The organism is Cocleimonas sp. KMM 6892 (assembly GCF_035798195.1).
Taxonomy (GTDB): domain Bacteria; phylum Pseudomonadota; class Gammaproteobacteria; order Thiotrichales; family Thiotrichaceae; genus Cocleimonas; species Cocleimonas flava.
In genome coordinates this window covers 1-25,603 of the sequence record NZ_JAPFBV010000006.1, presented here as the reverse complement: position 1 = coordinate 25,603, position 25,603 = coordinate 1, and the positions used below count along the sequence as shown (strand labels likewise).

The window sequence follows — 25,603 nt, the reverse complement described above, 5'->3', positions numbered from 1 at the left end:
GTTAAGGAACTCATGGAAATGACTGATATGACTGACACCATAGAAAAACAGCAATTAATTGCTGATGAGCTTGAAGATATCGTACTTGTTTTTTCCATGCTGGAAAAAAACAACCTTACACAATCGTTGCAAACCGTTGAGAAGGGTTTGGAGCGCATTGACGCTATTTCTCAAGAGCACGATGCCGTTGCCTTAAGAGTAATCTCTCACTGGATGGGGATGAATCTTGAATTAAACGATGATACCCATGAGCAGATCACAACGTTGCTCAGGGAAGATCATTTTTCTATATGGATTGATATTTTAGCGTCAGTGTTACGTCACTACGACCCTGTATTACTTCCTCAATTACACCAGAGTTTAACCTCTCCAGCATGGCCCATTAAACCATCAGCTCCCCTGCTAAAAAGTATTGCCGTCTGGATTGAGGAAGGCCGCACGCCCTCTCAAGATGTTGATGAAAAGTCGCAGTTAGAAGCAGAAACATCAACAGATGTTTTAACTGAGACATCAAAGAAACAACCGACCAAAGAGACCAAAGACGAAAGCTCAGATGACGTATTTATAGATACTGAAGAAGAGGAGTTTCTTCAAAAACATGTCTTTGAAGAAGTAGACCTGTCGATATTACATAAAAATTACAACCACAACACGGCAGCAATTCTAAAGGAATTAAAAGAACACCCTGATTTTAAAGTATCGCTGATTGAGATAGATAAAACGGGCTTGTCTGATACTCCCCCGATCAATGAAAACAACTCTGTTCCAGAATCAGATAACAACGATGAGATGGATTTTCCTGATTTTGACGACAATGATCGATCTGACTTTGCCTTAGAAGTTGACGATATTGTAATGAATCTCTCAGCGAGTTCATCAACATCAACCAAACCTTTAGAAGATATTGATTCTTATCTAAAAGAATTATCGCGTTTGACACAACTTGCTGAAATTTCCAATTATGAAGGTGTCTCAAATGCATCAAACTGGTGTCAAAGAAACATTCGTTTATTTAAAGAAAATCAAAATGGAATCAATGAGCACTTTGTGAAGTCAGGTGAATGTTGGTCCTGGATTGAGTTGCTAAACATCAGCATGAGCGATCCTGACGAAACCATTCACTTAAATAATCTAACAAAAGAATTAAATCGAAAAGAATGGTTGGAGTCATTTGAGGAAGAAGATCTAGAGAGACTGCTGATAGATATAAATCAAAATACTGAAGACCATACTCATCAATATGACTTAAATAACGACTTTGATCAGACCCTTAATAGTAATGATAATAATGATTTCAACTCGTTACAGACTAACAATGATCTTGAATTTCCTTTATTAGAAATACCCGAATTACTTGATTCCGCAGTAGTCACAGATCTAGTTTCAGAAATTCCTCTTTTTGACGATAACGCTGATGATGGCTCCGGAAAAAGCTATGAGACATCAGGATTAGAAACGAGCTGGAATGACGATATTCATCCTGAGTTGCTATCTGTTTATTTAGCGGAAACACCAGACCAAATTACCAAACTCACCCCCCTACTTTCAGCCATTAACGAAAACAAAGCTGACAATGATGAAAAATATACGGCAGCCAGATTGGCGCATACCATTAAGGGTGGAAGCGCTGTTGTAGGTATCAGCGCACTCTCTGAATATGCACACCGACTAGAAACATTACTGGATTTTTCTGTAGAGCACCCGTTACCAGACGAACTGTTGTCGATATTGCCTAACGCTGCAAACTGCTTAGAACGCTTATTTGATGCGATTCAAAGCAAGCAAAATGAACCTCAAGAATTTTTAGGTATTTATAATAAATTATCATATTTTGTTGATCATCTTGAAGATTACCAAACTGTTGGCGACACGTCACAACAGGACATCAGTAATCAAGAAGAAGAGCTTGAAGCATTAAATATCAATGATTTACCAGATTTTATTCAATCTCAGAATTCCTTAAATGATTCACTCGAAACTGAGATTTTTAAAGGTTTGGCCGATGAGTCTGAAGAAGCATTAGAAGATGCCATTCTGAAAAATGAACAGGCATTCTTTGAAGAAAGCACCAATGCAAATAATCAAGAAGACGCTACAAGTAATTATGAAATAATTACATCAGCCGCACATTCCCTCGAAGAGATAAGACTCCCTGACGAAATACCTAACGCTTTAGAAAAAATAGATAACTTCGTTGATGATAAGCAGAACAACGATTTTGCCAACCTCGATCATTTCGATATCGCAGATGACAGCAATGACATCACGGTCGAGATAGATGACATTGTTATGACCTTGGCGAGTATTACAGCAAACTCGGAAGATGTTTTCCAAAACATCGAAAAATACAATCTCGAGTTAGATCGTTTTGAAATGCTGGCTGAAATTTCGGGCTATCCTGAACTTGCAAAATTAAGCCAGTGGTGTCAAAGCAACTTATTTGAATTCACAAATATTCAAACAGAATCAAGCGAGCAATTTATCTCTACAGGTGAATGCTGGGCATGGTTAGAGCATCTTGGAATCTGTCTTAATGATCCAGAAGACCCTTCGAATCTATCATTTCTTACAGCCGAGCTGATACGCGAAGAATGGACCGAAACGCTAGATATTAATGAGTTACAAAATGTTCTGTTAGCGATTAGAAAAGAAGCATCTATTGATGATTCTATTGACGACGCCTCTAGTGACGGCTCTAGTAAAGATTCTTATAAAGATTCAGCTAATGATGACATTAATAATCCTGAAGAGGATGGTTACAATTTAAATTCAGACACAAATACCGACATAACATCAAACATAGAACCTATAGAAAACACCCTACAATTTACAACAGATAATAATGAAATTACGGCAAATCAGCTCCCCAAAGTAGACGACGTAAGTGATTTAGAAAACCCTAACCCTTTTGAAGACAGTACACAGGAGAACATTAATAGCGACAATAGTGATAACAGTAATAGCAGTGACAACAAGCAATCCGAAGAAGTAATCAGTTGGGATAGTGATATACACCCTGAATTACTATCCACTTACTTTCAGGAAACCCCAGATCAAGTCGCTGAAGTTGCAGGATTACTGCATAAAATATCAAACAACAAAGCAAGCAAGGATGACTATAAAAAAGCATCACGCATCGCTCACACCATCAAAGGTGCGAGCGGCATTGTTGGCTTAACGTCACTGGTAGATTTAACCCACAGACTTGAAGATATTCTGGATTTTTCAGTCAACAATGAACTCCCCAAAGATACTGCTGACTTTTTAGCTGACACTTCAGATTGTCTGGAAAGCCTGTTTGAAACAATTCAGCAAAAGCGACAAGCTCCAGAGGAGTTATCATTTGTACTCGACAAATTAACCAATTTTACCGAAGAACTAGACGCTTTAGAAAACAGCTCAACAGACACCAGTAGCTCGGACGACCTCGAATTTGACAGCCCAGAATTACCTGATTTTATAGAGTCTGTGTCTGATTCTATGTCTAATACCGTGTCTAATACTGTGGCTAATACATTATCGACACCGTCAGCAACATCAAATTCAGGCAACACCGTTGATACAAACTTATCCGTTTCTGAAACACATATACGTGTTCCCGTTGATATTATTGATAAGCTACTCAATCTGGCGGGTGAACTGGTAACAACCTCAACGAAAGTATCTGACCAACTGAAACAAACAGAAATCACCAATAAAGACATTCAAACACAAGATACCCATGTGCATAAGATGTTGAATGAGTTGAATGACACGATCTATCAGCAAGAAAAAGATCAACATAAAATGCTATCCAGTCTTCAGGAAAGTGATTTTGACTCATTGGAAATGGACACTTATAACGAACTTCATAGTGTTGTTGGTTTATTAACAGAAAGTATTCTGGATAGTGAAACGATAGAAAATAATCTGTCGAAACAGTTACGTGATATTCAGGAAGACTTGCAGTCGCTGGATAAATTAAACAAAGAATTAAGTGATGTTATTCTGAGTTCACGCATGGTTTCTTTGAATACATTGATTCCTCGATTAGAAAGAATTGTGCGCGAAACCTGTCGTAAAACGGGCAAGAAAGCTGAATTGATAGTGACCGGTAATGATATCAATATTGATACTGATATTCTTAACGGACTTGTAGATCCGCTACTGCATTTATTGCGCAATGCAATTGATCACGGCATCGAATCACCCGAAGAAAGAGCGACTAAAAACAAAGATGAGGTTGGTTTTATCCAGCTCGACTTTAGCCGTGAAGGAAATCATATCTTGATGCAGTTGCAGGATGATGGAGCGGGTATTGACCCAGAATTCATCTACCAACGCGCGATCGATAAAGCCATCATCACGCCCGATCAGGAATTCTCCCCTGCTGAAACATTAAAACTCATTTTACACCCAGGTTTTAGCACACAGGAAAGTGTCAGCGAAGTGTCAGGCCGCGGTGTCGGCATGGACGTCGTAAACACATCTGTAGAAAACCTCAAAGGTGAATTGCAGATCAACAGCGAGATGAATCAAGGCACGCGCTTTAACGTCAGGATTCCGCTAACACTGATTACCAATACTACATTGTTGGTTAAGGCGTCCGATAATCCAGTCGCGATAGCCTCAGAAAACATAGATCAAATTCTGTATCTGGCGCCAGAACGCGTTATTGAAAAGAAGGGCAAACATTATGTAAGCCATAATGACACAGAACTGCTTATCCACTCCTTATCGGAGTTACTAGATTGGTCCGACGAGGCAATCGATTTCAGTAAACCACATACGCTACTGTTAATTAAAACAGGTGACCATTTACAAGCCGTGCAAATAGAAGAAATTATCTATTCACGCGAAGTGGTAGTTAAAAACCTAGAGCCTTGGGTTAACGCCAGAAAAGGCATAACAGGTGCCTGTCACTTGAATGATGGTGGCGTTGCTCCGGTAATTAATCTGGTCACTATTTTAAAGAATGCGGCTACAGAAACCTCCACTAAGAAGACCCATAAAGTCAAAACCAAACAGCCTGAAGCAGAAATCAAAGCTGCACAAAAGATTCTCGTGGTCGACGATTCGATGAGCAATCGTAAAGCCTTGAGTCTGATTATCGAACAAACCGAATACGAAGTACTAACAGCGGTAGATGGTCTTGATGCACTTCAGGTGATGAACGACAACGACATTGATATGGTCTTCACCGATCTTGAAATGCCCCGTATGAATGGTTTGGAATTCACGCAAGCCGTTCGAGCATGGAATGATAAAAGAGACACTCCAGTAATCATGATTACCTCGCGAACCACCGCAAAACATAGAAACCTTGCAGCAAAAGCCGGTGTCGATGATTACCTAACAAAACCCGTTGTTACCGAGACCTTGCTCGAATCAATGAATACCTGGCTAAAACAGAAAGAAGCGACTGAATAATAGAAACACACCCCCCTACTTATAGGCACTTTTTTAACTAAATCAATTAAACAAGATTTAAGCCAGATTAAGATGTAAGTAGTCTATTCAGCACATACAAGTACGCTAGACGATAAGAAGACAAGAAGACAAGAAGACAAGAAGACAAGAAGACAAGAAGACAAGAAGACAAAATTAGTTAAAAAAATGGATAACTAAAAGATGAATGACACAAGCCCCGAAAACGAAACTAATGATATGAATACTGAAAAAAGTATTGGCATTCACATGATTGGCTTAGATGCTAGAGAGCTGGCCATCTTCGATCGTGTGGTAGCTTTCAATATCACGCATGGATTGGTTGCGCATAAAACAACAAATAGCAAAGAAGCAGATCTCATCATTGTTAGTCAGAATGAGTATCCTTCACTCCAATCAACACTACTGAATAATAAAACCGTTTTCCTGGTCTCTGATAAACCATCCAATGAAAGCGTAGATGCTCAAATTCAACGTCCGTTATTAATCACCAAAGTCATGAATGCCTTAGGTGAAGCGATTGAAATCGTAAAACAAAAACGCTTATCAATGCCTGCTGCAAACCTACAGGAAGATATTGCATCAGAAGTCGACCTATCTGAAAACGTAACATCATTAACTGCTGATCACCAAACCAGCACAGATACGATCATTGATAACAGCATCACCACGTTAAGCGCATCAAGCGAAACAGAAATAAAAATAGAAACTGAAGCAGAAAGCAGATCAGAAAAATCCCATCATGCTTTAGTCATCGACGACAGTGCCTCAATTAGAAAACAGCTTGAATTAGAATTGCGCGATGCTGGTGTTACATCAGACTTTGCAGAATCGGGTGAAGATGCTTTGGAGAAAGTTAAAGAAGGACAGTTCGATCTGATCTTCCTCGATATTATTATGCCTGGCATCGACGGTTATGAAACCTGCAAGCAAATTCGTGCGATGGCGGAATACAAAAAAACACCAATCATTATGCTCAGTGGTAAAACCTCTCCTCTGGATGAAGTACAGGGAGTGATCGCAGGTGCTACAACGTATCTGACCAAACCTGCGCAACGAGACAAACTGCAAGAAACACTGAATAGAGTAACTAAATGGATTGATAATTTTTCTCAACCCAAACACACAGAAACGGTCTGATAGTTAAGCTATCAAACCGTTATCAACTGTTCAACACTTAAGGGAGGCTTAGTAACCGCCTTTGCGTGTTGTCGCTGGCAAACCAGATACTTTTAAGCCTTGTTTGCTAGGCGCACCCGGGAATAGATTATACAAATCTTTACCCTTTAATTTTTCGCCCCAAACGCCGGACATGTGCTTGGTAATGGCACGTTCCATGGGCTGATTTCCACCGTTATTGATATATTCATCTCGCAAAAAAGCGACAACATCCATGTGTTTATCGGTTAGCTCGATACCTTCTGCGTCGGCAAGTGCCTTACACACATCTTCATTCCAGTCATTTAAATCTACTAAATATCCCGCTTCAGTCGTCGCGATAGAATTACCATTAACTTCAAGTGCCATCTATTAACTCCTCTCTTTTTTTGGATAGACAAAAGATGAAAATGCCCACTAAAACCAATTCAGCATTTTCTAATATAGAAATACAATGTCATAGCTAAAATCGATTGTCACCCCCTCCTATACTAAGGAAATAAATATTAATCAATTCTAATATCCTTAAATGGGTATACCCCTTAAACGGCGCTACAGGTATATTATTGAACATATAATTCATCCAAAATATATCTCTGGAGACGACACATGAGCAACAAAGCAGAACTCATCCAAGAAATGCTTGATATGCAGGCTAAGTTTATTAAATACGAGCAAAGTGGCGAGTTTGATGCCGAAGATTATTATGTTGGTGAATGGAAAGCTTATCGTGAGCGTTACCAGGAATTAACCAATCAGGTTCGTGACCTAGCATCTGAAGAAGCTAATTTCTGGAAATAGTCGCTTAGCGATAATCAGCAATAAATCATTTTAAAAAAACCGCTTGTATAGCGGTTTTTTTGTAGGTGTTTGTTAAACATTTAAGTGACTAAGTCACCCCCCTACTTACAGGCCGTTTTTTTCAACTCCTATTTCTATTAATTGACTTATCTACATTTATTGACTTATCTAGATTACTAAACTATTTCTAAGGTTGCATTAGTGCAAAAACTCACTTGAATCTACTCAGGAATATTCATGCTAGAACAAGCCAAACTTCGCACCGCCGAATTTCAACAACGACTCGCAAACGCAAATATTGATATCGCAGTCATCACCGATGAAAGTTCAATCGCGTATCTTGCAGGTTTTTGGGGATATCTTTCAGTAGAATTTGGACGCCCTACTTTCTTAATTGTTCGACCAGATTCAGACCCAATTGTGATTACCCCATTGATGGAAAGCGAAATGGTTTCTGCAATGACCTGGGTTGAAAACATTATGACCTGGGAAGATTCAGGACCAAATCGCTGGGGAAATATTTTAACTAAAGCACTAGCTTTAAACAGCGATCAAAGTAAACAGCAATCGATTGCTGTCGAGGCTGCAGCATTGCCCCCCATAGTCAGAAACTGGTTTGATGAAGTTTTGCCTGATAATAAACTCATCAATGTCTCACCGTTACTGGGTGAAATGCGCATGATTAAATCCGCCGAAGAAATCGAAGTTATGAAACAGGCAGGCAGTATCGCTGGTTCGATGATGCAAGCTGCATCGGATAGTCTTGCAGAAGGACTTCCGGAATACGAAGCCGCGCTCGCGGTGATTAATGCCGGCACACGCAAAGCAGCGGGGTTTCTCACGGACAAAGGCTGGGAAGCATTTATCTCACCAATGATTCATAATTTACAAATTATGCAATCTGGCAAAGACACTTCCATGGTGCACCGACGCGCTAGTGTTAAAGCTCTGGAATTGGGTGATCCGGTGTATTTCTGCTTTTGTAATATGGCGCAATTTAAGCAATATAAACTTGGCTTTGACCGTATGTTTTTTATCAAAGAAGTCTCAGATGAAGCGGCCAAAGTGCAGCAAGTTGCGATTGACGCACAACAAGCGGCGATTGCAGCGATACGCCCAGGCGTCACTGCAGAATCTATCGCAGCAGCGGCGAATGCAGTTTATGACAAACAGGGTTATGAAACCGGTTATCGAACCGGACGCTCGATTGGTATGGCCTATCTGGAAACGCCCGAACTCAAAACGGGTGATAAAACCATTTTACAAGCGGGAATGACTTTCGCTGTCGATGGAGGTATCTCTGTTGATGGTGAGCTTGGTGGCCGCATAGGCGATTCGGTGGTGGTAACTTCTACAGGCTCTGAATACTTAACCAACTTCTCCCGCGAAATTCTCATTTCAGACCGATAAACGATGTCACTAAACGTTGCCATATTCCAAAGTGATGCCGATGAGTCGGACGTTAGGCACCGGGTTAATAAACTAGAAAAGGCGTTAGTAAACGTACCTGAGTCGACTGATTTGCTAGTCTGTCCTGAACTTTTTACTTCTGGATATAATATGGGTGAGCAACTCAAACACCGGGCTGAATCCCAGTTAGGCGAGACTGCGAAGCACGTTGCAGAATTAGCAAAGCACTTTAATACTGCCATTGTATACGGTTACCCAGAACAGGAAGAAGAGCGGATATATAATTCTGCATTGTGTATCGACAAGCACGGTGAGACCTTAATCAATCACCGTAAATTATTATTACCCCCGGGTTTTGAGGCTGATCATTTTGACTCGGGCAAAAACATGAGTTACTTCAATATCGGTGCATTTAAATGCTGTGTGTTGATTTGTTACGACGCCGAATTTCCAGAATCAATTCGTGCCGCTGCCTTGGCAGGCGTGCATGCGGTGATTATTCCTACAGCACTTTCGGAAAACTGGGGAGTCGTTTCCGAAAAAGTCATGCCCACCAGAGCCTTTGAAAATGGAATCTGGGTCATCTATGCCAATCATTCAGGCACTGAAAATAACTTACGTTACTATGGGGGGAGTTGTATTGTTCAACCCGATGGGATTGATGCTGCCAGAGCTGGTGCGGGTGAAGAAACGATTTTTGCGAAAATAAGCATCAACGCTGTAGAAGCTGCACAGACACGTTTGCCCTACTTATCTCAAATACAAACGCTTAAGGCATTAATTTCTGATTAGAATAAGTAACTAAGATATAAAGCCACCCCCCTACTTTGAGGCGTTTTTTTATTTCTTAATTACAATTCAATTATCACTCAATTATAACTCACTCCAACGACGCACCAGATTTGCATAAACGTTGCTGACTTTAGAAGTTTCATCGCTATTTGGATTTTTCTCTAACAGCGTTTCTCGCGCCTGACCTAATTCATACAATAACTCGCGTTGGCTATTATCCTTGATCATACTTTGTGCCCAAGTGACAGCGACCAAACGCTCACCCTTGGTAACCTCGGTTACCTTATGCAAACTGCTGGATGGATAGACAACCGCATCGCCTGCGGATAACTTAATGCTTTGTTCACCAAACGCGGTTTTAATGATGAGTTCTCCGCCGTCATAATCATCATTCAGGAAAACGGTTGTGGAAATATCAGATCGATAACGATTTTGCATTCCCCCGGAAGCGGCTCCCATGACCGGGTCATCCACATGAAATCCATATTCCATACCTTTTGCATAACGAGCATAAAAAGGAGTCGCTACTTTAAGCGGAAAAACACTCGCCTGATACTCAGGATGCTGTAGCAGAGATGTCATTACCATTTGGTTAAGCTGATCATGCAGTGGACTTTGCTGTGCTAATTCCACATTATTTTTTACTTTTACCGCTTCTTTTCCCGCTGATAATTTACCATCCACAAAATCAGCCTGCTTAAGCAAGGTAGAAATGACTTTTAGTTGATTTTGCTTAAGGACATTTTTAATTATTAATAACATAATGATCAGGTTACCATACTTTAAATAGCGTATTTTTAATCGACGTTTTCCAGTATTCTTTACCCCCCTTTTGTAGGAAGTAGCTTCATGATACTTAAAATCTTTGTTGATGAACACGAACAGGATATACACGTGCCAGATGAAATCATTACGGATGCTCGTGAGTATTTCGACATGATAGACAAAGACATGGATCAAGGCTATCAAATGAGCCGTTCGTGGATCGAAAAACCTGACTTAATGCAACGTTGCCAAATCGTCGGCGATAGAATTCTAACTGCGTTAGAAACGGGCAATAAAGAAACCGGAACGTTGATGGCTGGATATATTTTATCGCGAGTCCCTAATGCTTATGCGCTGCATCTTAATACCGAAGGCGACATGACACTCTATGATCTGGAAACCCGATAAGACTTTCATTGGCTGTTTAGTTATTTCAAGATTAATCAATAAGTCACCCCCCTACTTTGAGGCACTTTTTTTAGGATACTGCTTTGAAGGTTGAGTCAAAATCGTTGAATACATACTTTCAAAATAAGCAATCAACGTAACAAAAAATGTAAACTTATGTCCCCAATCTGAGACTTATGTCTCCATGTGTCTATTTGTAAAAACCCGGCACTCATTCTAATCCCCGCCCAAGTCATTGAAACCCTTGTATATAGGGCTTTGTCCAATTATTTCTATTGGCACAATAGTTGCTTAATTGATAAGTAACTAAGCGAGTCAATAATTAACAAACAAAATAAAAAGTAGATCACATTATTCAATGAATGCAGCGAGTCCTAATTTTTTTAATCCGAATATCTCTTCCAAAATCGGCAGAGCATTTCTATTGCGGGTATTGCTGTTTAGTTCATTGGTCACGCTATTACTCTCTGGAATTCAACTGTATATCGAGTATAAAAAAGATTTGAATCAAATCAATGAAGTACGGGAGCAGATCAATAAGAGTTATTTAAAGAGTATTGAAAACGCGGTTTGGGGTATTAACAAACGCCAAATCGAAGCGTTACTGGAAGGAATTACGGCATTACCTACCGTTACCCAAGCCAGCATCAAAGCGGATAGCCAAGTCAACACACTGTTTAAACACTCAAAAATAGACTTTAAGCATCACAGTAAAAATATCAACACATTTACTCAAAAAATATTATCCCCGACGAGCAATAGACGCCATGTCATCGGTGTTTTGGAAGTCGCCCAAAACAGTCAATATGTCTATAACAACCTTAAAAATCGTTTATTAATTGTTCTCTCTGCTAATTTTGTTAAGACCTTTCTGGTTGCCTTATTCATTCTGTATATTTTCCAGAAACTCGTTGCGAGACACTTAAGTACGATTAGTGAATTCTTACAAAATCCCAGCGCTTTTAAAGATAAAAAACAGTTAGTACTCAATCGACCTTCAAGTAATAACACCATTAATGACGAACTGGATGTTTTCACACAATCATTCAATAAACTTTGTGGAGAATTACACTCGTCCATGAATGAAGTTGAAACCAGTGAAAGACGCTATCGAGCATTGGTCGAAGGTTCCCTACAAGGGATTATCATTGTCGATAAAAACTGGAAATTCATCTACGGCAATAAACAAGCGTTCAATATTCTGGAATATACAAATGACAATAACATCATTGGTGATTTACTTATTCATTTCCCAAATGAAATCATCCCCAAAGACATACATAACACCTTAAAAACAATCAGCTTCGAACCCGTTGTTTATAACGAAATAAAGTTAATCACAAAGAAGAATACCGCCAAATATGTAAAGGCGATGTTTATGCTTATCACTCAAGAAGAAGATGACGATGAAGTCATCCAGATTGTGTTTAACGATATTACCAATGAGTTGGAATTAAAGAAGAAACAACAAGACTACGAGTTACAACTCATCCAGAAAAACAAAATGGCTTCTATTGGAACAATGTTGTCCGGTGTAACGCATGAAATTAATAACCCTAATCACATCATTAAACAGAACTCTATCGTTTTAAAGGAAACGTTTAATGCAATGCAACCTGAGCTAAATGCCTATGCAGAAAAACATCCGGATATTACTTTTAACAATATAAGCCTTAACGAATTAATCAAAATCATCCCTGAGCTTATTAATGATATACATTATGGCAGTGACCAGATAACCAACATCATTAATGATCTAAAGTCTTTTGTTCGACAGGACAAAGATCAGGACATCAGCGTGTGTTCTTTGAACGATCTGATTGAAGAAGTCAGATACACCTTGAGAACGCAAATTAATACACGCTGTAATAATTTTGAATTGGATTTACAAGCTTCCCCTTCTGATATCTGGTGCTATAAAAGACGTATTTCACAAGTGCTTATTAACCTGATTATCAACGCACTTGAAGCAATCGATAATCCATCAGAAAAAATTAGTATCCACACATCAAACGATAAAGAAAACTTCGTAACAGTACGAGTGAGAGATTACGGTGATGGCATCCCGTTAGAAAATCTTCATAAGATTTTTGATGCTTTCTTCTCAACCAAACTGGATACCGGCGGTACAGGCTTAGGTTTAGCCATTTCCCAGAGTATTGCGGCACAACACCATACCGAAATCAGAATCAATCAAGCATTCACACAAGGCACAGAATTTACCATTGATTTTCCAATCGATGTGAAGCCGATGGATGTTCAACTAGGGATTAATTAAACAGATAGCCAATAACCAGACTGTCATAAACCAGTTAGTTATTTACTAGTGCGTTATTAAAAAAGCATAAAAACGAAAACACTATAAAGAAAACCAACAGAAACAGAACAATAAAAAAACTAAAATATTAGCGAGCATGTGAACATGAAAATATTAATAGTAGACGATCAGGAAATGATTACCCGGAGTACATCCACGTATTTAAAAACTAAAGGTTTTAAAGATGTATCCACCTTAACCGATAGCCGCGAAGTACTCGAAGCAGTATCAGCCACCAAATTTAATGTGGTATTGCTCGACCTCAATATTCCGCATTTATCGGGTAAAGATCTAATTACCCCTCTTTTGGTAATCGACCCTGACCTGAGCATCATCATCATTTCTGCCATGGATCACCGGGATACCATTAAGGAATGCAAAGCGTTAGGCGCACTCGACTACTTCATTAAGCCTTTAGACAACATCAGGCTTTTAGAGATATTACACAAAGTTGACCAGACAGAAGTAACGACTAAAACGAGCTCCGATCAAGCTTAAGAAAACCTCAGTAGAAATGGTTAAGACATATTTTAAGGAAACACAGAGTGAATAAAGATATATCAATTATGATGGTAGACGATGACGAGAAGACCTTGCTCGGCTTATCGATCATATTAAAAACTAAGGGTTATACCAAACAACAAATACTCACAGATGCTGAAAAAGTGATACCGGAAATAATCACTAATAAGCCTGATATTATTCTACTTGATTTGCATATGCCTAACGTTTGTGGACTCGATTTATTATCAAAAATAAAAAAAGATTTTCCGGAAAAAATAGTCATCATGATTACAGGTGATGATACTGTCGACGTTGCTATCAAATGTACCAGACTCGGTGCCTCCGACTATTTTGTTAAGCCAATTGATCATGAGCGCTTATTTCACGTCATTGAAAATTCAATCGAAGAGAAAAATCACAAACAGGAACTGTTAGAAATCCAGCAACACCTTCTTGATAATACAGTCACTCAATCCGCACACTTTTCCAATATTTTGACTGAAAATACAGGAATGAAGAAGCTGTTTAAATACATCGAGGCGATTGCACAATCTAATAGACCTGTCTTAATTTTGGGAGAAACCGGCACAGGTAAAGAGCTTTTTGCACATGCAGTTCACAATGTTTCGAATAGCACGGGTAACATCGTTACCGTAAACGCTGCCGGACTTGATGACACCGCGTTTTCTGATAGCCTCTTCGGGCACAAAAAAGGCGCTTTTACAGGGGCGCTTCAGAATCGAGAAGGTCTGATTAAAAAAGCTAAAAACGGTTCCATCTTCCTTGATGAAATAGGTGATTTAAAACCACAATCACAAATCAAATTATTACGTTTGATTCAGGAAAATACCTATTACCCGTTAGGCTCTGATATATCAGAAACGAATACGGCTCGGATTATCACCGCTACGCATCAAAACCTGGAAGCGCTAATTTCTGAAGGAAGTTTCCGTAATGATTTATATTTCCGACTGCAAATACACACCATCAAAATTCCGCCACTAAGAGAAAGACGGGATGACATTCCGGTATTAACAAAATTCTTCCTGAAACGTGCTTGTGAAGAACTTGGCAAAGAATCACCTGAAATTCCCAATGAATTATATGATCTTTTCAATAATCATTTGTTTTTAGGCAATGTGCGTGAATTGGAAATGTTGTTGTATGACGCCGCTATCCATACCACGGGTGATACCTTGAGCCTTGATCATATCAAAAAACATTTAGCATTAACTTCCTCTGGTGATAGTGCAAAAGCCAAAGAAGTATGGGGGGATTTTGTAAGTATGTATGAGTTACCGACAATAAAGAATTCAACCAACAATCTTATTGATGAAGCGTTAAAACGCTGCGATAACAATCAGAAGAAAGCATCCAGCATTTTAGGTATCACACGCCAGGCTTTGAATAAACGTTTGTCTCGAAGGGATGAGCCTTCTACGTCTTAAACTGTTAGAACTGTTAGAACTGTTAGAACTGTCTTTAAGTAAGCTTTGTAGCCTAGTTTTAGCCAGCTTTATTTATTTAAAGGTTATCCAGGTAGTCGCTATATATTTAACGCCTTGCTCAACCACCGCTGCACGATGTTCGTGTGTCCAGAATGGTGGAAATAAAACCAGTTTACCTTTCTCTGGAGTGACTGATACGTGTTGATGCATAAAATCAGTCTGTCCACCCTGCTCCACATCATTTAAATACCACAAGGCAACCAATTGGCGCGATGCCAGTTCCAGATTATCCGCATCCACATGCCAGTGATAGTACTCGCCCGGTTGATAACGCTGTAAGTTATAGCCCATATCTTTATATCGACTCATATCGGCAAAATAGGGATAGCTCTCCTTAAAGCTTTTTAATGCCATCGCCAGTGATCTAAACAGATTATTATCGACGTCTTTCCAGTGCTCTTTGCCACTGGCAACTAAATCTGTGGTTTTCTTTAACTGGGTATTGTCTGTCATCGCCGACCCTACACGTCCGGCATATTGGTCGGATTGATTTTCTTCAAAACGGGCAACCATGTCATCGCATAAGAAATCAGGTAAAGCATTCTTGATTTCAAAAATAAAACTTCCTGATTTTACTTCTACTATTTTACTCATACTAATTTATTGTCATTCACTAATGCTTCGATTGCGGTTGCATCTTTTCCGGCTTGATACTGTTCAATTAATTTTCTGGAAAGACCTAACCAATGATTTTGCGAATATTCAAGCACCCGCTGAATTTGATCTAGCTGTCCCGCTTTATTCCAATGCTGATACGCATGCATCAGCTTTGGCGCTAAGTGCTTTCGCATGGCTGTCAAATTACCAAAATAAAAATGTATGGATGCGCTGTTTTGATCAATATAGCCGTCTTCTAACAACTTAATTAAGGTGGTTATAGAGTCAGCCAGATGATCCCGTATTGCTCGTAACATGATTTCTGCATGTGTACGGGCGTAGTTATTGAGCATCTCATTCCAGATTTCATCGCCTGCTATTTGAGCCAATAGCTCACCGGCTTTAACTTCACCTATTTCATGTTGAATTACGTGTTCGATTTCAGACTCTGTCATCTGGTTGATTGCAACTTCCGGGTCTGATTCGAAATCATAAAAACTCATTGCTCTGGTCAAGGGATTATCTAAACCAGACACCCTCGCATCATCCAGAATTTCCCAAATAACACGCCTTAATGATTCACGCCGAATAAAGATATGTTTACCCTGAGCCATTGCTGGTGGAGCGGCCATATCCCGTGCATATTCTTTGTTAGAAATGCTAATTGTGTAGTCATCGTGCCGAATGGACTTTTCAAGTTCTGCAATAAAAAAGTGTGGTCTGCTACGAATACCCAGACCCGCGTTATACACGAGATTCTGTTTACCTAATACAGCGTTGATTGCTTTATTATCGAATACTTTAAAGTGCTGCTGTTCGATATTCAGAGGTTTATACTCCTGTTCTTCCAGCTCATCCCAGACACCTTCCCGATGCGTTAACCAGTCCCCAACATCATCGGTTGTTAGCATGGTCTTAAAATTAATCCCCTGCTCCCAGCGGTACATTTCGCGCATTTTCAGCAAATATACACACAAGGTGTAATCACCCGCATGTCTGGCATCCGCTATATGGCAGTTGTGTTGCACTGTTTTTACGAGTTCTTTTAACTGGCTATTCATAAAGGCATAATACAAGGTTTTAAAGAGGTATTCGCTTTTCCTAAAGAGATACCTATAATTCTAATAACTATCCTTTGGAAATCATTATGCGAATTCGTATCAAAACAAAGTGGAGCAAAGAAGAGCGCGAAGTAACGGTTGAAGATGCCGTCAGTGTGCTTGCTTTTAATAGCTGGAAAATCGGCATGCAAACCTTGTTAGAAATTGAAAATGAAAATTTTCAGGTAGATTCGCAAGTACAACGCATCGAAGTCATCGAAGAAGTGATGGCATTCATGATTCAATCATTGGATCGCGTGGTGCATGAAACGATGAGCGATGAAGATCGCGCCACACTCATCAGCCTTTACGCGAAAAAAGTAGCGGACCATGTGCAAGACAATGCGAGAGACTTTAGTGGCCCAGGTGATTACAGAACCCCCTTTATCGAAAAGCTAAATAGTCGCTTTGAATCTTATTCCGACACCAAGTGGAATGAAGAAAAGCACGAGCCTGGTTTCTCTATGGGGCGTGAATTCGGTAATAATATTGCTGATGTACTTGGCCCCAAAGATAGAAAATGGGCGCTGGATTATATTCAACAGGTACTTATGCCGGAGTTTTACGGACTTTTTAAAAAGACAGTAAAATCGGTAGGATTAGTGGACGAAGAAATTAAAGATGTAGGCGGCGAAGCGCTAGATTCTCGTCATGTCTTACTAAGGGATAAACCAGCTTAAAAACAGTTAAAAAGTATACCTCTATAAATACGGGTATAAGTGGGGGGGTGGCTTTTAGATAATTTACCCATAAAACCGAAACATAAAAAAAGCAGGTTTAACCTGCTTTTTTTATGTTGTCTAAATGGTTAGAACGAAATGATTATTTAATCCACTCTTTGTAGCCATCCATATTTTTTTCAGTACCATCTGCATATCCTGCTTCGTATGCTTCGGTCACACGCTGTTCTTCGCGCTCAGGATTTACAAGGTATCCTCCCTGCCAGCCTTGTAGATATTCAGCATCTACGCCTGCTTTTTCCATTGCAACAACTGCATCGTAATATTCCTGATTCATTGACTATTCCTCTAACATCTTTTTTAAATTTATATAAATATCACTAAGCAATACGTTAGATACACTTTTGATAACATATTGATTGAAATTTGATTCACAAAGTATACGTGTATATTAGAGTTTCTGAATATCCCTATTGGGGTAAAATACGATCAAAAAAACGGCTTATAAGTAGGGGGGTGTATATATTTTTATTTTAAATCAATAAAAAAGCCCACATTTCTGTGGGCCATTATTGATTAAACTTAAAGCGCAGTTTGGATTAGAATTTACCCACCAAGTTGATAAACCACCCTTCTGCATCTCCACTTGTATTGCTTAAGTCATCGTCAAAGTTAGTAAAGTTATAACCGATTCCAACCTTCATGTTTTCATTAATATGACGATCAACGGAAATCATGGCACCATGCTGTGTGTCTTGTGACTCATCAGAATTCATCCAATGATACTGAGCCATTGCATCCCATTTTTTATTCAGGTGATAAGTAACACTTGCAGCCACTAGGGTCGCATCATTTTTCTCCCAAGAACCTGAATCTCGATCAGTGCGAATTTCTCCTAATTTGTGAGCCATTTTTCCACCAACTTGCCACTTTTGATTGAGTTGATAGGTTGTTTCCAGACTCGCTATTAACGATTTTTCATCAGCCTCGGTACTTTGCGAGATAGGTTGTAAATCATAAAGATAGGTTAAACGACCAAGAATATTTAGTCGGTCATTATCAACAGGTCTGAATGCAAACCCAAAACCTACTTCTGCAAATTTGGCATCATTACTATTGCCGATAATATCTTTGGTTACCGAGTAATTCACTTTACCCTGCAAGCGTAACGAAGGGCTTAACTGATAATTTAATCGATTAGTTGTGACCCATTGTTCCGTATCTTCAGGGACAAGATTAGTTTGTCCTTTGTCTCTACGATATTCTAATCGTGAGCTTCCTGTACTTTTACCTTTTTCATACGTCAAACCGACTGAGAATGCATCACGATCTGTAATTCCGCCGTCTTCTTTATCAAGTCGAGCCGTTTGGACAGATGCGCTTAGCGTAATATCATCGTCATACTCGTGATCAATACCGAAGGTATGACCGAGTCCCGACTGCTTGTCTTCATGAGTAAATTGATGCTCACTAAAAACTTTCAATCGATTACTGATAGATTTGCGTTGACCGACCGTGAATAGGTTTCCTTGATCACTGCTATCGTCTGTCGATAGGGTGTAATTGGTATAAACCGTATGATCTTTACTCACTTTGTAATCAGCACCTAAAGTAACCGCTTCGCCACGATCACCTGTACTGAATTCTGCGTTAAGATCAATTTTGTCGTTTAATTTGGCTTTAGTTCCAAGTGTAATCAGATCATTAGAGGTATAAGCGCCGCTCTTGCTCAAGGTGCTTTGTGCGATAACATAAAGATTGATATCTTTATTCACATCGTAGCCCACTCTGAATGCAGCTAATGTGCCTTCCCCATCAATCGATTCGGAGGTGTTTACATTTTCGCTTTGATCTTCTTCTTTGATGTGCCTGACTTCAGCACTCAATGTCACTTTATCATTCAAGGTATAGTCGGCTTGAACACTTGCGGTGGTGACTTTGCTGATATCTTTTTTATCTAATAAAGTGGATTTAGCGGATAATTTCATCGCTTTCATTGTTTCGATGATTGCTTCTACACCAGCTCCAACCGTTTCAGTGCCCTGTTCTAATCGCGCACTTGAAAACCCTGCGTCACGATGGCTGTACCAGGCACCTAAAACCCCTGTATGTTTACTAAAGTCTTCAAGGTTTGCACGCGCCTCAAAACTATAAGCAGTTCCCTTTTTATCTGTTAATCCATCATCGGAAATCAAGTCATTAAAATTGAGACCACCATCGATAGACTTAAAACTACCCGCAGTTTGCAAAGATTCACTTTCAGCATATTCTGCCGTGAAATATGTGCCTTTGGATTTCTTCAGTGTGATATCAACGCCCTGTAAATCGTAATCATCGTTATCGCGATTTTCATGAGCGTAAGTGCCACCAACGGCAAAATGATCATTTAACCAGACTTTGCCACGTGTTCCGTAACTGGCTTTATCGCTTTCAAAATCATCCGGCACATACTCGTAATCAACCATTAGATAAACTTGGTCGCCATCTAAGGGATTGTCTTTAACTAAAGATGGGCTTGCTTGTTCTGCAATTTGCAATAACGGACGATGCAGAATGATGCGACCTTGGTAGTCATCAATTTCATAATCTCGCCCCTCTTCCATCACGATGGTTTCGATGGCGCGTTCACTGTTTCGATCGCGCACTTCTACCCAGACTTTCTCTGAACCCACCACAATGTCTGTGTCTTTTAAATAGTAGAGACTTCCACCAGTTCCTAGAAACTGATTATGTCTAAAGGCGCTTTGAGCCTCTGATGCAAACACCGTAACATCCGTTTTATGATCACCATCGCTAGTGACCTGAGTACTTTTATGGCTTAACTTTGCTCCGTATAAACTGCGGTTGAATGAACTCAACTCGGTGCCAGTCATGTCCGTATTAAAGTTACCCCAGAGTGCACGTGACTTATCCCAATCGACACGTACATACATCTTACCCTGACTGTCTGTGTCATCGATGATGGTTGAATCGTCACCATAGACGGGGTAATACTGGTCTGGATCTAAACGTCTGAATAGACTTTGTGAGTCTTTCTTATGAATATCATCAAACAAATCTTCAATGTCTGCGGTACCTGTATCCATCTGAGCCGTAACCAGGTATTTACCTTTTACTTTTCCTTTCAGGTAAAAAGCGATACGACCATCAACAAAAATATCACCTTCCAGGTACTTATCCCCATCGGTTAAGGTTTCCAGATTATCAGAAACGCTACCTTCCCCAATAGTGACATCAGCCAGCCCCACCATAAACATATAGCGACCATCTACATCAACATTGAGTTTTTTACTGTAGCTGGCTTCATTATTTTCAGTGATTTCAACATTAAACTCGTGTTTACCTTCTGGGAGTAATCGTTCAACGACAAAACGATTTTCGGTGATTGTTACCTTTTCCCCATCAATAGATATTTGATTGTGATCGAAGATATCGTTGCCAAACAGACGAATTCTAGACCCGTATAAAGGAATCGTCTGTCTATCGAGATTATTTTCAACACTTTGTGTACTTACAGTATCGGTATCGAAATTACGACCCGGTCCTTGAAGGGTAATTGTGCGAGCATTGGTTGTATCACTGTGCCCCGTTTTATTACGAACGGTTAATATATATTTTAATTCATCACCTGCTGTGAGTTTTTCTCCTTTTTTGACATCACCATTCCACGCGATTGTCTGACCGTTGATGAGGTTTGAACCACTAAAACTTTTTAAAGGTCGACGCTCGTCGTCATCAGTGGCTCTGTATATATCTAATTCCCAGCTATCGATAAATGCTGCATAGTTTGTATTTAACGTAAATGTGACGTCTGATTCAAATTCATTGCCTGAAAATTTCACATCTTTATTTGTTGATACATTCAACAGTGGCGTCAGGGAAACAGGATCATTACTGACCCAGATGATTCCGCCTTCTCCTAATCGAATAGTCCTTGCATCATTTGAATCCGCTGACTTTAAAGGGTCTGTTTTTTCAGGCTTAACTGTGTAAGAGACAGTTTTATCTGCAGCCTGCTTTTTTACCACTTTAATCGAATAAGAATCGTTGGTGTTTTCATCACTTTCAGTGGCATGTGTGATCACACAAACACTACACATAACAAGACCAAACAACGCTTTACCAAATTTTGGTGCGCTATTGAATGGCTTCCTGGTATCAACATTAGTGCCTAGATTGATACCTAAATCATTGCCCGACTTGGTGCTCAAATTGGTAATTAAATCAGTCTTTACTGTTAGTCTTGTATTCATTATTAAACCTGTTCATCGTTGGTCTTATTTTTATATTTTTGAAATAGCAGACATCCATGTCTTATGCTTTTTATATGTTCTCTGAGTGTTCTATTTAATGAGCTTCCACTTTTACCTGTCCCATAAGATTTCCTAATTTCTTATGAAGTGCTTTTCTCACTACATTTGCCCGCAACTTAGTCAGAGCCTTATTCTTACCTGATTTGATTTGAATGATTGCGCTTCCATGTTCTTTTACGGTTGCAGCGATCTCATCCAACACTTTTAGATTACCCGGTAAGATATTCACTTGATTGTTCACAAAGAAGTCACTTTTAAGAATAACTTCGACAGTCATCTCGCTTTCAATCACACCCCCCACCTTTGGGGCACTTTTTTCTGTTGATTGTGTGTTTGAAGACTGTTGATTTGGTAATTGAATACCAAAGTTAATCTTACTCAGCGCAGAGCTCGTGACACGAAGCACCCTTGGATTCTCAGTAGTGAAACGAGAGCCTTTAGGTAAGGTAGTCACATCAACTTTAATAATAAAGTTTTTACCCAAGCCACGACGACCACCATCTACATCCGGTATGTGATAACGACCGTAACTATCGGTTTCAATAAGGAGACCTTCAGCTGTAGCAAGACGCACACCTGGAATACCTTCTTCATTAATTCCGTAGTTTGTCATCGTAATTTCAAGAACATCTGTGTCTTTTGCAGGAACACGTTTCGATTTGATTGGTGTCTGCGTTGGCACACCTCGGATTCTACGTGTCGTTACACGAATATCCTGAGCGGTAAGACCTCTCCTCTTCTCACCTCTATGAGCTGTCTTAACCCGACCTTGGTTATCCACCGTAATTACCGTGCCTTGTTGAGTCGTAACCTTGAAGTCATTCTTCTTCGAATAAGGCATGCGAACAACTCTACGGTATTTACCGGGATCATCGTTGGCGCTGATACGACCGTTAAGTCTGCCAAGGTTTAAACTATTCCAACCAAAGTAATCACTTTTCACCGTAAGACCAGTGACATTTGCCGGATCTTGATAGCCATCACCATCCCGGTCATGGAACACTTTACCTATCAAGGTAGATTGATCCAATACACTGTCAGCAACGACCGCAACGGTCGCGGTAGCGATATTACTAGCAACATCACTGTCAGAGTCTGTAGCAAATGCCTGACCTGTATTCACAGCATTCCCCTGGTTTGCTGTAGTACCTATTTTAGCGATATAGCCTATCTGTACGACTTCTTTACCATCCAATGCTAATGGGCCAAAACTTATTGCGTCAGTACCTGTTGCTTTAATTGTTGTAACAATATCGTCATCAGTACCTATGCTTTTGTCTTCTCCTGCTCTTGTCAGTTTTGCTTCATTTGATACAAATTTAAAACCTTTAGGTAAATCATTTCGAACGTCGACATCAATACCATCTTCCTCAGTATTCTCAGCACGTATCGTGTAGTAAAGCTGGTCTCCCACACTGACTTGCTTTTTGCTCGCAGATATACTCATTAATATAGTGTCATCAGCTATGTCTGCTTGACGTGCTATCTCTGAATCCAGAGCGATATGGTTATAGATCACATTGCTGTCACCCGAACTCATTGAGAAATTCATATAGTAGGTTTTATCTTGATCACCTTTTGGAGCATCAGGCTGACCCTGCACTTCACATCTGCCGCTATTATTAATTACATCAACAGTACAACGAGACTCATTTGAATCACTGTCATAAACACCTGCTTGCGGAGGTATTATCGTACTATTTGTGAAGTAACCAGCGGGAGCAGATAGCACCTTGATCGTATAGGTTTCATTATTTTGACAACTTGAGTGCGCAGCTGGGTTTACATCAAAAGCGTATATTCCATCTTCTGTTGTCACCTGATTTTGCTGGCCTTCTCCCAGACAACTATCACTCACCGCAGTACCTTGAGAGTTAACTAGTTGTATGGTTACATCAGCTAACTCCTCACTAGTTGCACTGTCATACATGATACCGCTGGGGTCTACTGATAAGAGTAAGTTGAGTACTTGTCCTGATGTTAAAGAACCTTGTGTAAACTTGACTCCAATCAACGTGCCATTGGTATTAAAGAGCTCAATTGAGTATTCCTGTGGAATTAAACCTGTTACTGAATAACCACCCTGACTATTTGTAGTAGTCGATGCTACGACTTCACTATCGTCATTCTTGATCTTTAGTGTCCATCCGGCCTTGAGTGTCTCACTAGCGTCAATCGTATTATCTTGATCGCTGTCTAGCCAAACAGCCCCTTCTAGTGCAGCTGGGTCTTCATAATCAATTGTTACCGTTGCTACATTTGACTCAAGTCCAGTTGTATCTTTGACTGTATAACTGATAGGTGTAGGATCTAACAAATAACCAGTTATTGGGGTAAATGTAATATCACCAGTTGTTGCATCCACTGTCCAGTTACCCTCGCCGTTCATTACTAGCGAAGTGACAGAAGTACCAGATGTATCACGCAACGTTACTGTTTTAGGATCAAGGTTATTATCCGCATCAATATCGTTACCAACAGTATGAATAGTTACTGTTTGCCCTAAAGGTTGATCATCCATTTTGTCATTATTAGCAACAGGAGCAGATTCAGCATCTATAGAACCTGAAGCAGAAATACTGGTGCTGTTACCATAAGCATCAGCAACCGTTGCATTAACTGTATAATCACCATTCGCCATCGATGATGGAACTTCAACTGAATACGAACCGTTAGGAAGAACTGTTGCAGATATTGTTTGTATAACACCTGAACTATCTCTAACCATTATAGAAACTACCGCCCCTATTTCATCACTGCTACCAGTAAGTCCAGGTGTTGCATCCGATGAATTACTTGGTGCTGTAATTGTCAAACTCGGTGCTACAGAGTCTGTATTCAAAGCTACTGAAGCACTATCACCTTTGTTACCTGATTCATCAGTAATCTGAGCTTCAATCGTAAATGTGCCGTTAGCAGGAATATCTAAAGGATCTACAATGACATTAACTGTACCACCTGAAGATTGTTCTGTTGTCAGTACGATCGTGTGATCAGCTAAGCTGTCTCCATCTGTATCAACCGTCAAGATATCACCTGCAACAGTCCCCGCTGGTGTTGTAATCACAGCTGTAACACCTGACGAAATTTCACTAGCCGACAAATAACCATCTGCGCCATCTACAACGTTTATCGTAGGAGCTGAAGGAGACAAGTTATCCGTATAATAATCAGTTACAGGAGGAGAAATTTTTCCTTCGTCATCTGTTTGGTTCGTTGATACCGTTCCCGACGGTTGTGTTGCCACTGAGGTCACTGGGCCAAACGTACCATCTGGTTGAATTGTCGCTGTACCCGTAGTGTTGTCAGGGAACGTCACGGTAGCCGTATTTCCAGGTTCACCGGTTCCAGTGATACTTATCGTACCGTCAGGGTTTACCGTAATCACTTGCGTTGGTGCGTCAGGCGCTGATAGATCTGTGAACAAGTCAGTAGTCGGTAATGAAGTATTCCCACTCGGATCTGTTTGTGTGGTTGTAACTTCACCTGAAGTTTGTGGATTTGTAGATGTCACTGGACCGAACGTGCCATCTGGTTGAACTATTGCTGTATCAGTCGTTCCATCTGGATATGTAACAGTCGCAGTAGCACCCGGCTCACCCGAACCTGTAATGGTTAAAGTACCATCAGGATTAAGTTCTATAGTCTGCGTTGGTGCATCGGGTGCTGTGGTGTCTGTATAGGTATCCGTTACCGCTGGCGAGATGTTATTCGCTGGATCGGTTTGGGTTGTTGAGACATCTCCCGAAGGCTGTGTTGCCGTCGAGGTTACTGGACCAAAGCTACCGTCTGGTTGAATTGTCGCTGTACCGGTAGTGTTATC

Annotated in this window: 17 protein-coding genes; 10 read left to right on the top strand and 7 right to left on the bottom strand. The window is 40.1% G+C overall.

Annotated elements, in window-relative coordinates; translation table 11 throughout:
* Positions 1-18: 18 nt before the first annotated feature.
* Together OO007_RS15870 and OO007_RS15865 are read left to right on the top strand one after the other, a co-directional pair.
* Entirely contained in the window at positions 19-5,409 is a 5,391-nt protein-coding gene (locus tag OO007_RS15870; protein WP_325809527.1) for an Hpt domain-containing protein, read from the top strand.
* A gap of 201 nt (positions 5,410-5,610) precedes the next feature.
* The gene (locus tag OO007_RS15865) at positions 5,611-6,567 is read left to right on the top strand and encodes a response regulator (protein ID WP_325809526.1); all 957 of its coding nucleotides are present in this window, start codon (positions 5,611-5,613) and stop codon (positions 6,565-6,567) included.
* Positions 6,568-6,615: 48 nt separating this feature from the next.
* Here the strand turns inward: OO007_RS15865 and OO007_RS15860 are convergent, their stop codons facing one another.
* Positions 6,616-6,954, bottom strand: coding sequence for a TusE/DsrC/DsvC family sulfur relay protein (locus tag OO007_RS15860; RefSeq protein ID WP_131906685.1), 339 nt, complete (start codon positions 6,952-6,954; stop codon positions 6,616-6,618).
* A gap of 240 nt (positions 6,955-7,194) precedes the next feature.
* Between OO007_RS15860 and OO007_RS15855 the strand changes: the two genes are divergently transcribed.
* The 3 genes from OO007_RS15855 (at position 7,195) to OO007_RS15845 (ending at position 9,588) form a co-directional block, all read left to right on the top strand.
* Positions 7,195-7,386 (top strand): hypothetical protein, encoded by a 192-nt coding sequence (locus OO007_RS15855; protein ID WP_131906686.1) that lies wholly within the window; start codon positions 7,195-7,197, stop codon positions 7,384-7,386.
* A gap of 237 nt (positions 7,387-7,623) precedes the next feature.
* Positions 7,624-8,796 carry a M24 family metallopeptidase gene (locus OO007_RS15850; RefSeq protein WP_325809525.1) on the top strand — a complete coding sequence of 391 codons (1,173 nt, stop codon included), beginning with the start codon at positions 7,624-7,626 and terminating at the stop codon, positions 8,794-8,796.
* A gap of 3 nt (positions 8,797-8,799) precedes the next feature.
* Positions 8,800-9,588 carry a carbon-nitrogen hydrolase family protein gene (locus OO007_RS15845; RefSeq protein WP_325809524.1) on the top strand — a complete coding sequence of 263 codons (789 nt, stop codon included), beginning with the start codon at positions 8,800-8,802 and terminating at the stop codon, positions 9,586-9,588.
* 81 nt (positions 9,589-9,669) lie between these two features.
* Here the strand turns inward: OO007_RS15845 and OO007_RS15840 are convergent, their stop codons facing one another.
* A complete protein-coding gene (locus OO007_RS15840) occupies positions 9,670-10,350 on the bottom strand; it encodes a Fe2+-dependent dioxygenase (RefSeq protein ID WP_325809523.1) in 681 nt (226 codons plus the stop codon).
* An 87-nt stretch (positions 10,351-10,437) separates the two neighbouring features.
* On the opposite strand from OO007_RS15840, the gene OO007_RS15835 reads away from it, so the two are divergent.
* The 4 genes from OO007_RS15835 (at position 10,438) to OO007_RS15820 (ending at position 15,030) form a co-directional block, all read left to right on the top strand.
* Entirely contained in the window at positions 10,438-10,761 is a 324-nt protein-coding gene (locus tag OO007_RS15835) for a hypothetical protein (RefSeq protein ID WP_131906690.1), read from the top strand.
* Positions 10,762-11,119: 358 nt separating this feature from the next.
* Complete coding sequence (locus OO007_RS15830) at positions 11,120-13,039, top strand: ATP-binding protein (protein ID WP_325809522.1); 1,920 nt, start codon at positions 11,120-11,122, stop codon at positions 13,037-13,039.
* Positions 13,040-13,183: 144 nt separating this feature from the next.
* Complete coding sequence (locus OO007_RS15825) at positions 13,184-13,576, top strand: response regulator (protein WP_325809521.1); 393 nt, start codon at positions 13,184-13,186, stop codon at positions 13,574-13,576.
* 47 nt (positions 13,577-13,623) lie between these two features.
* Positions 13,624-15,030, top strand: a complete 1,407-nt coding sequence (locus OO007_RS15820; RefSeq protein ID WP_325809520.1) for a sigma-54-dependent transcriptional regulator — start codon at positions 13,624-13,626, stop codon at positions 15,028-15,030.
* Positions 15,031-15,102: 72 nt separating this feature from the next.
* Here the strand turns inward: OO007_RS15820 and OO007_RS15815 are convergent, their stop codons facing one another.
* Together OO007_RS15815 and OO007_RS15810 are read right to left on the bottom strand one after the other, a co-directional pair.
* Positions 15,103-15,684 (bottom strand): prolyl hydroxylase family protein, encoded by a 582-nt coding sequence (locus OO007_RS15815; protein ID WP_325809519.1) that lies wholly within the window; start codon positions 15,682-15,684, stop codon positions 15,103-15,105.
* Positions 15,681-16,748, bottom strand: a complete 1,068-nt coding sequence (locus tag OO007_RS15810) for an Sfum_1244 family protein (RefSeq protein ID WP_325809518.1) — start codon at positions 16,746-16,748, stop codon at positions 15,681-15,683. Before OO007_RS15810 ends, OO007_RS15815 begins: the two co-directional genes overlap by 4 nt.
* A gap of 86 nt (positions 16,749-16,834) precedes the next feature.
* Here OO007_RS15810 and OO007_RS15805 point away from each other — a divergent pair, with 86 nt between their 5' ends.
* Complete coding sequence (locus OO007_RS15805; protein WP_325809517.1) at positions 16,835-17,467, top strand: hypothetical protein; 633 nt, start codon at positions 16,835-16,837, stop codon at positions 17,465-17,467.
* A 142-nt stretch (positions 17,468-17,609) separates the two neighbouring features.
* On the opposite strand, the gene OO007_RS15800 is transcribed toward OO007_RS15805, so the two are convergent.
* The 3 genes from OO007_RS15800 to OO007_RS15790 form a co-directional block, all read right to left on the bottom strand.
* Positions 17,610-17,804 (bottom strand): Alvin_2107 family globule sulfur oxidation protein, encoded by a 195-nt coding sequence (locus OO007_RS15800; RefSeq protein ID WP_131906697.1) that lies wholly within the window; start codon positions 17,802-17,804, stop codon positions 17,610-17,612.
* A 262-nt stretch (positions 17,805-18,066) separates the two neighbouring features.
* On the bottom strand, positions 18,067-21,720 hold the full coding sequence (locus OO007_RS15795; protein WP_325809516.1) for a hypothetical protein: 3,654 nt from the start codon (positions 21,718-21,720) through the stop codon (positions 18,067-18,069).
* 94 nt (positions 21,721-21,814) lie between these two features.
* Positions 21,815-25,603: Ig-like domain-containing protein (locus tag OO007_RS15790; RefSeq protein WP_325809515.1), on the bottom strand; the 3,789-nt coding region annotated here is incomplete at its 5' end.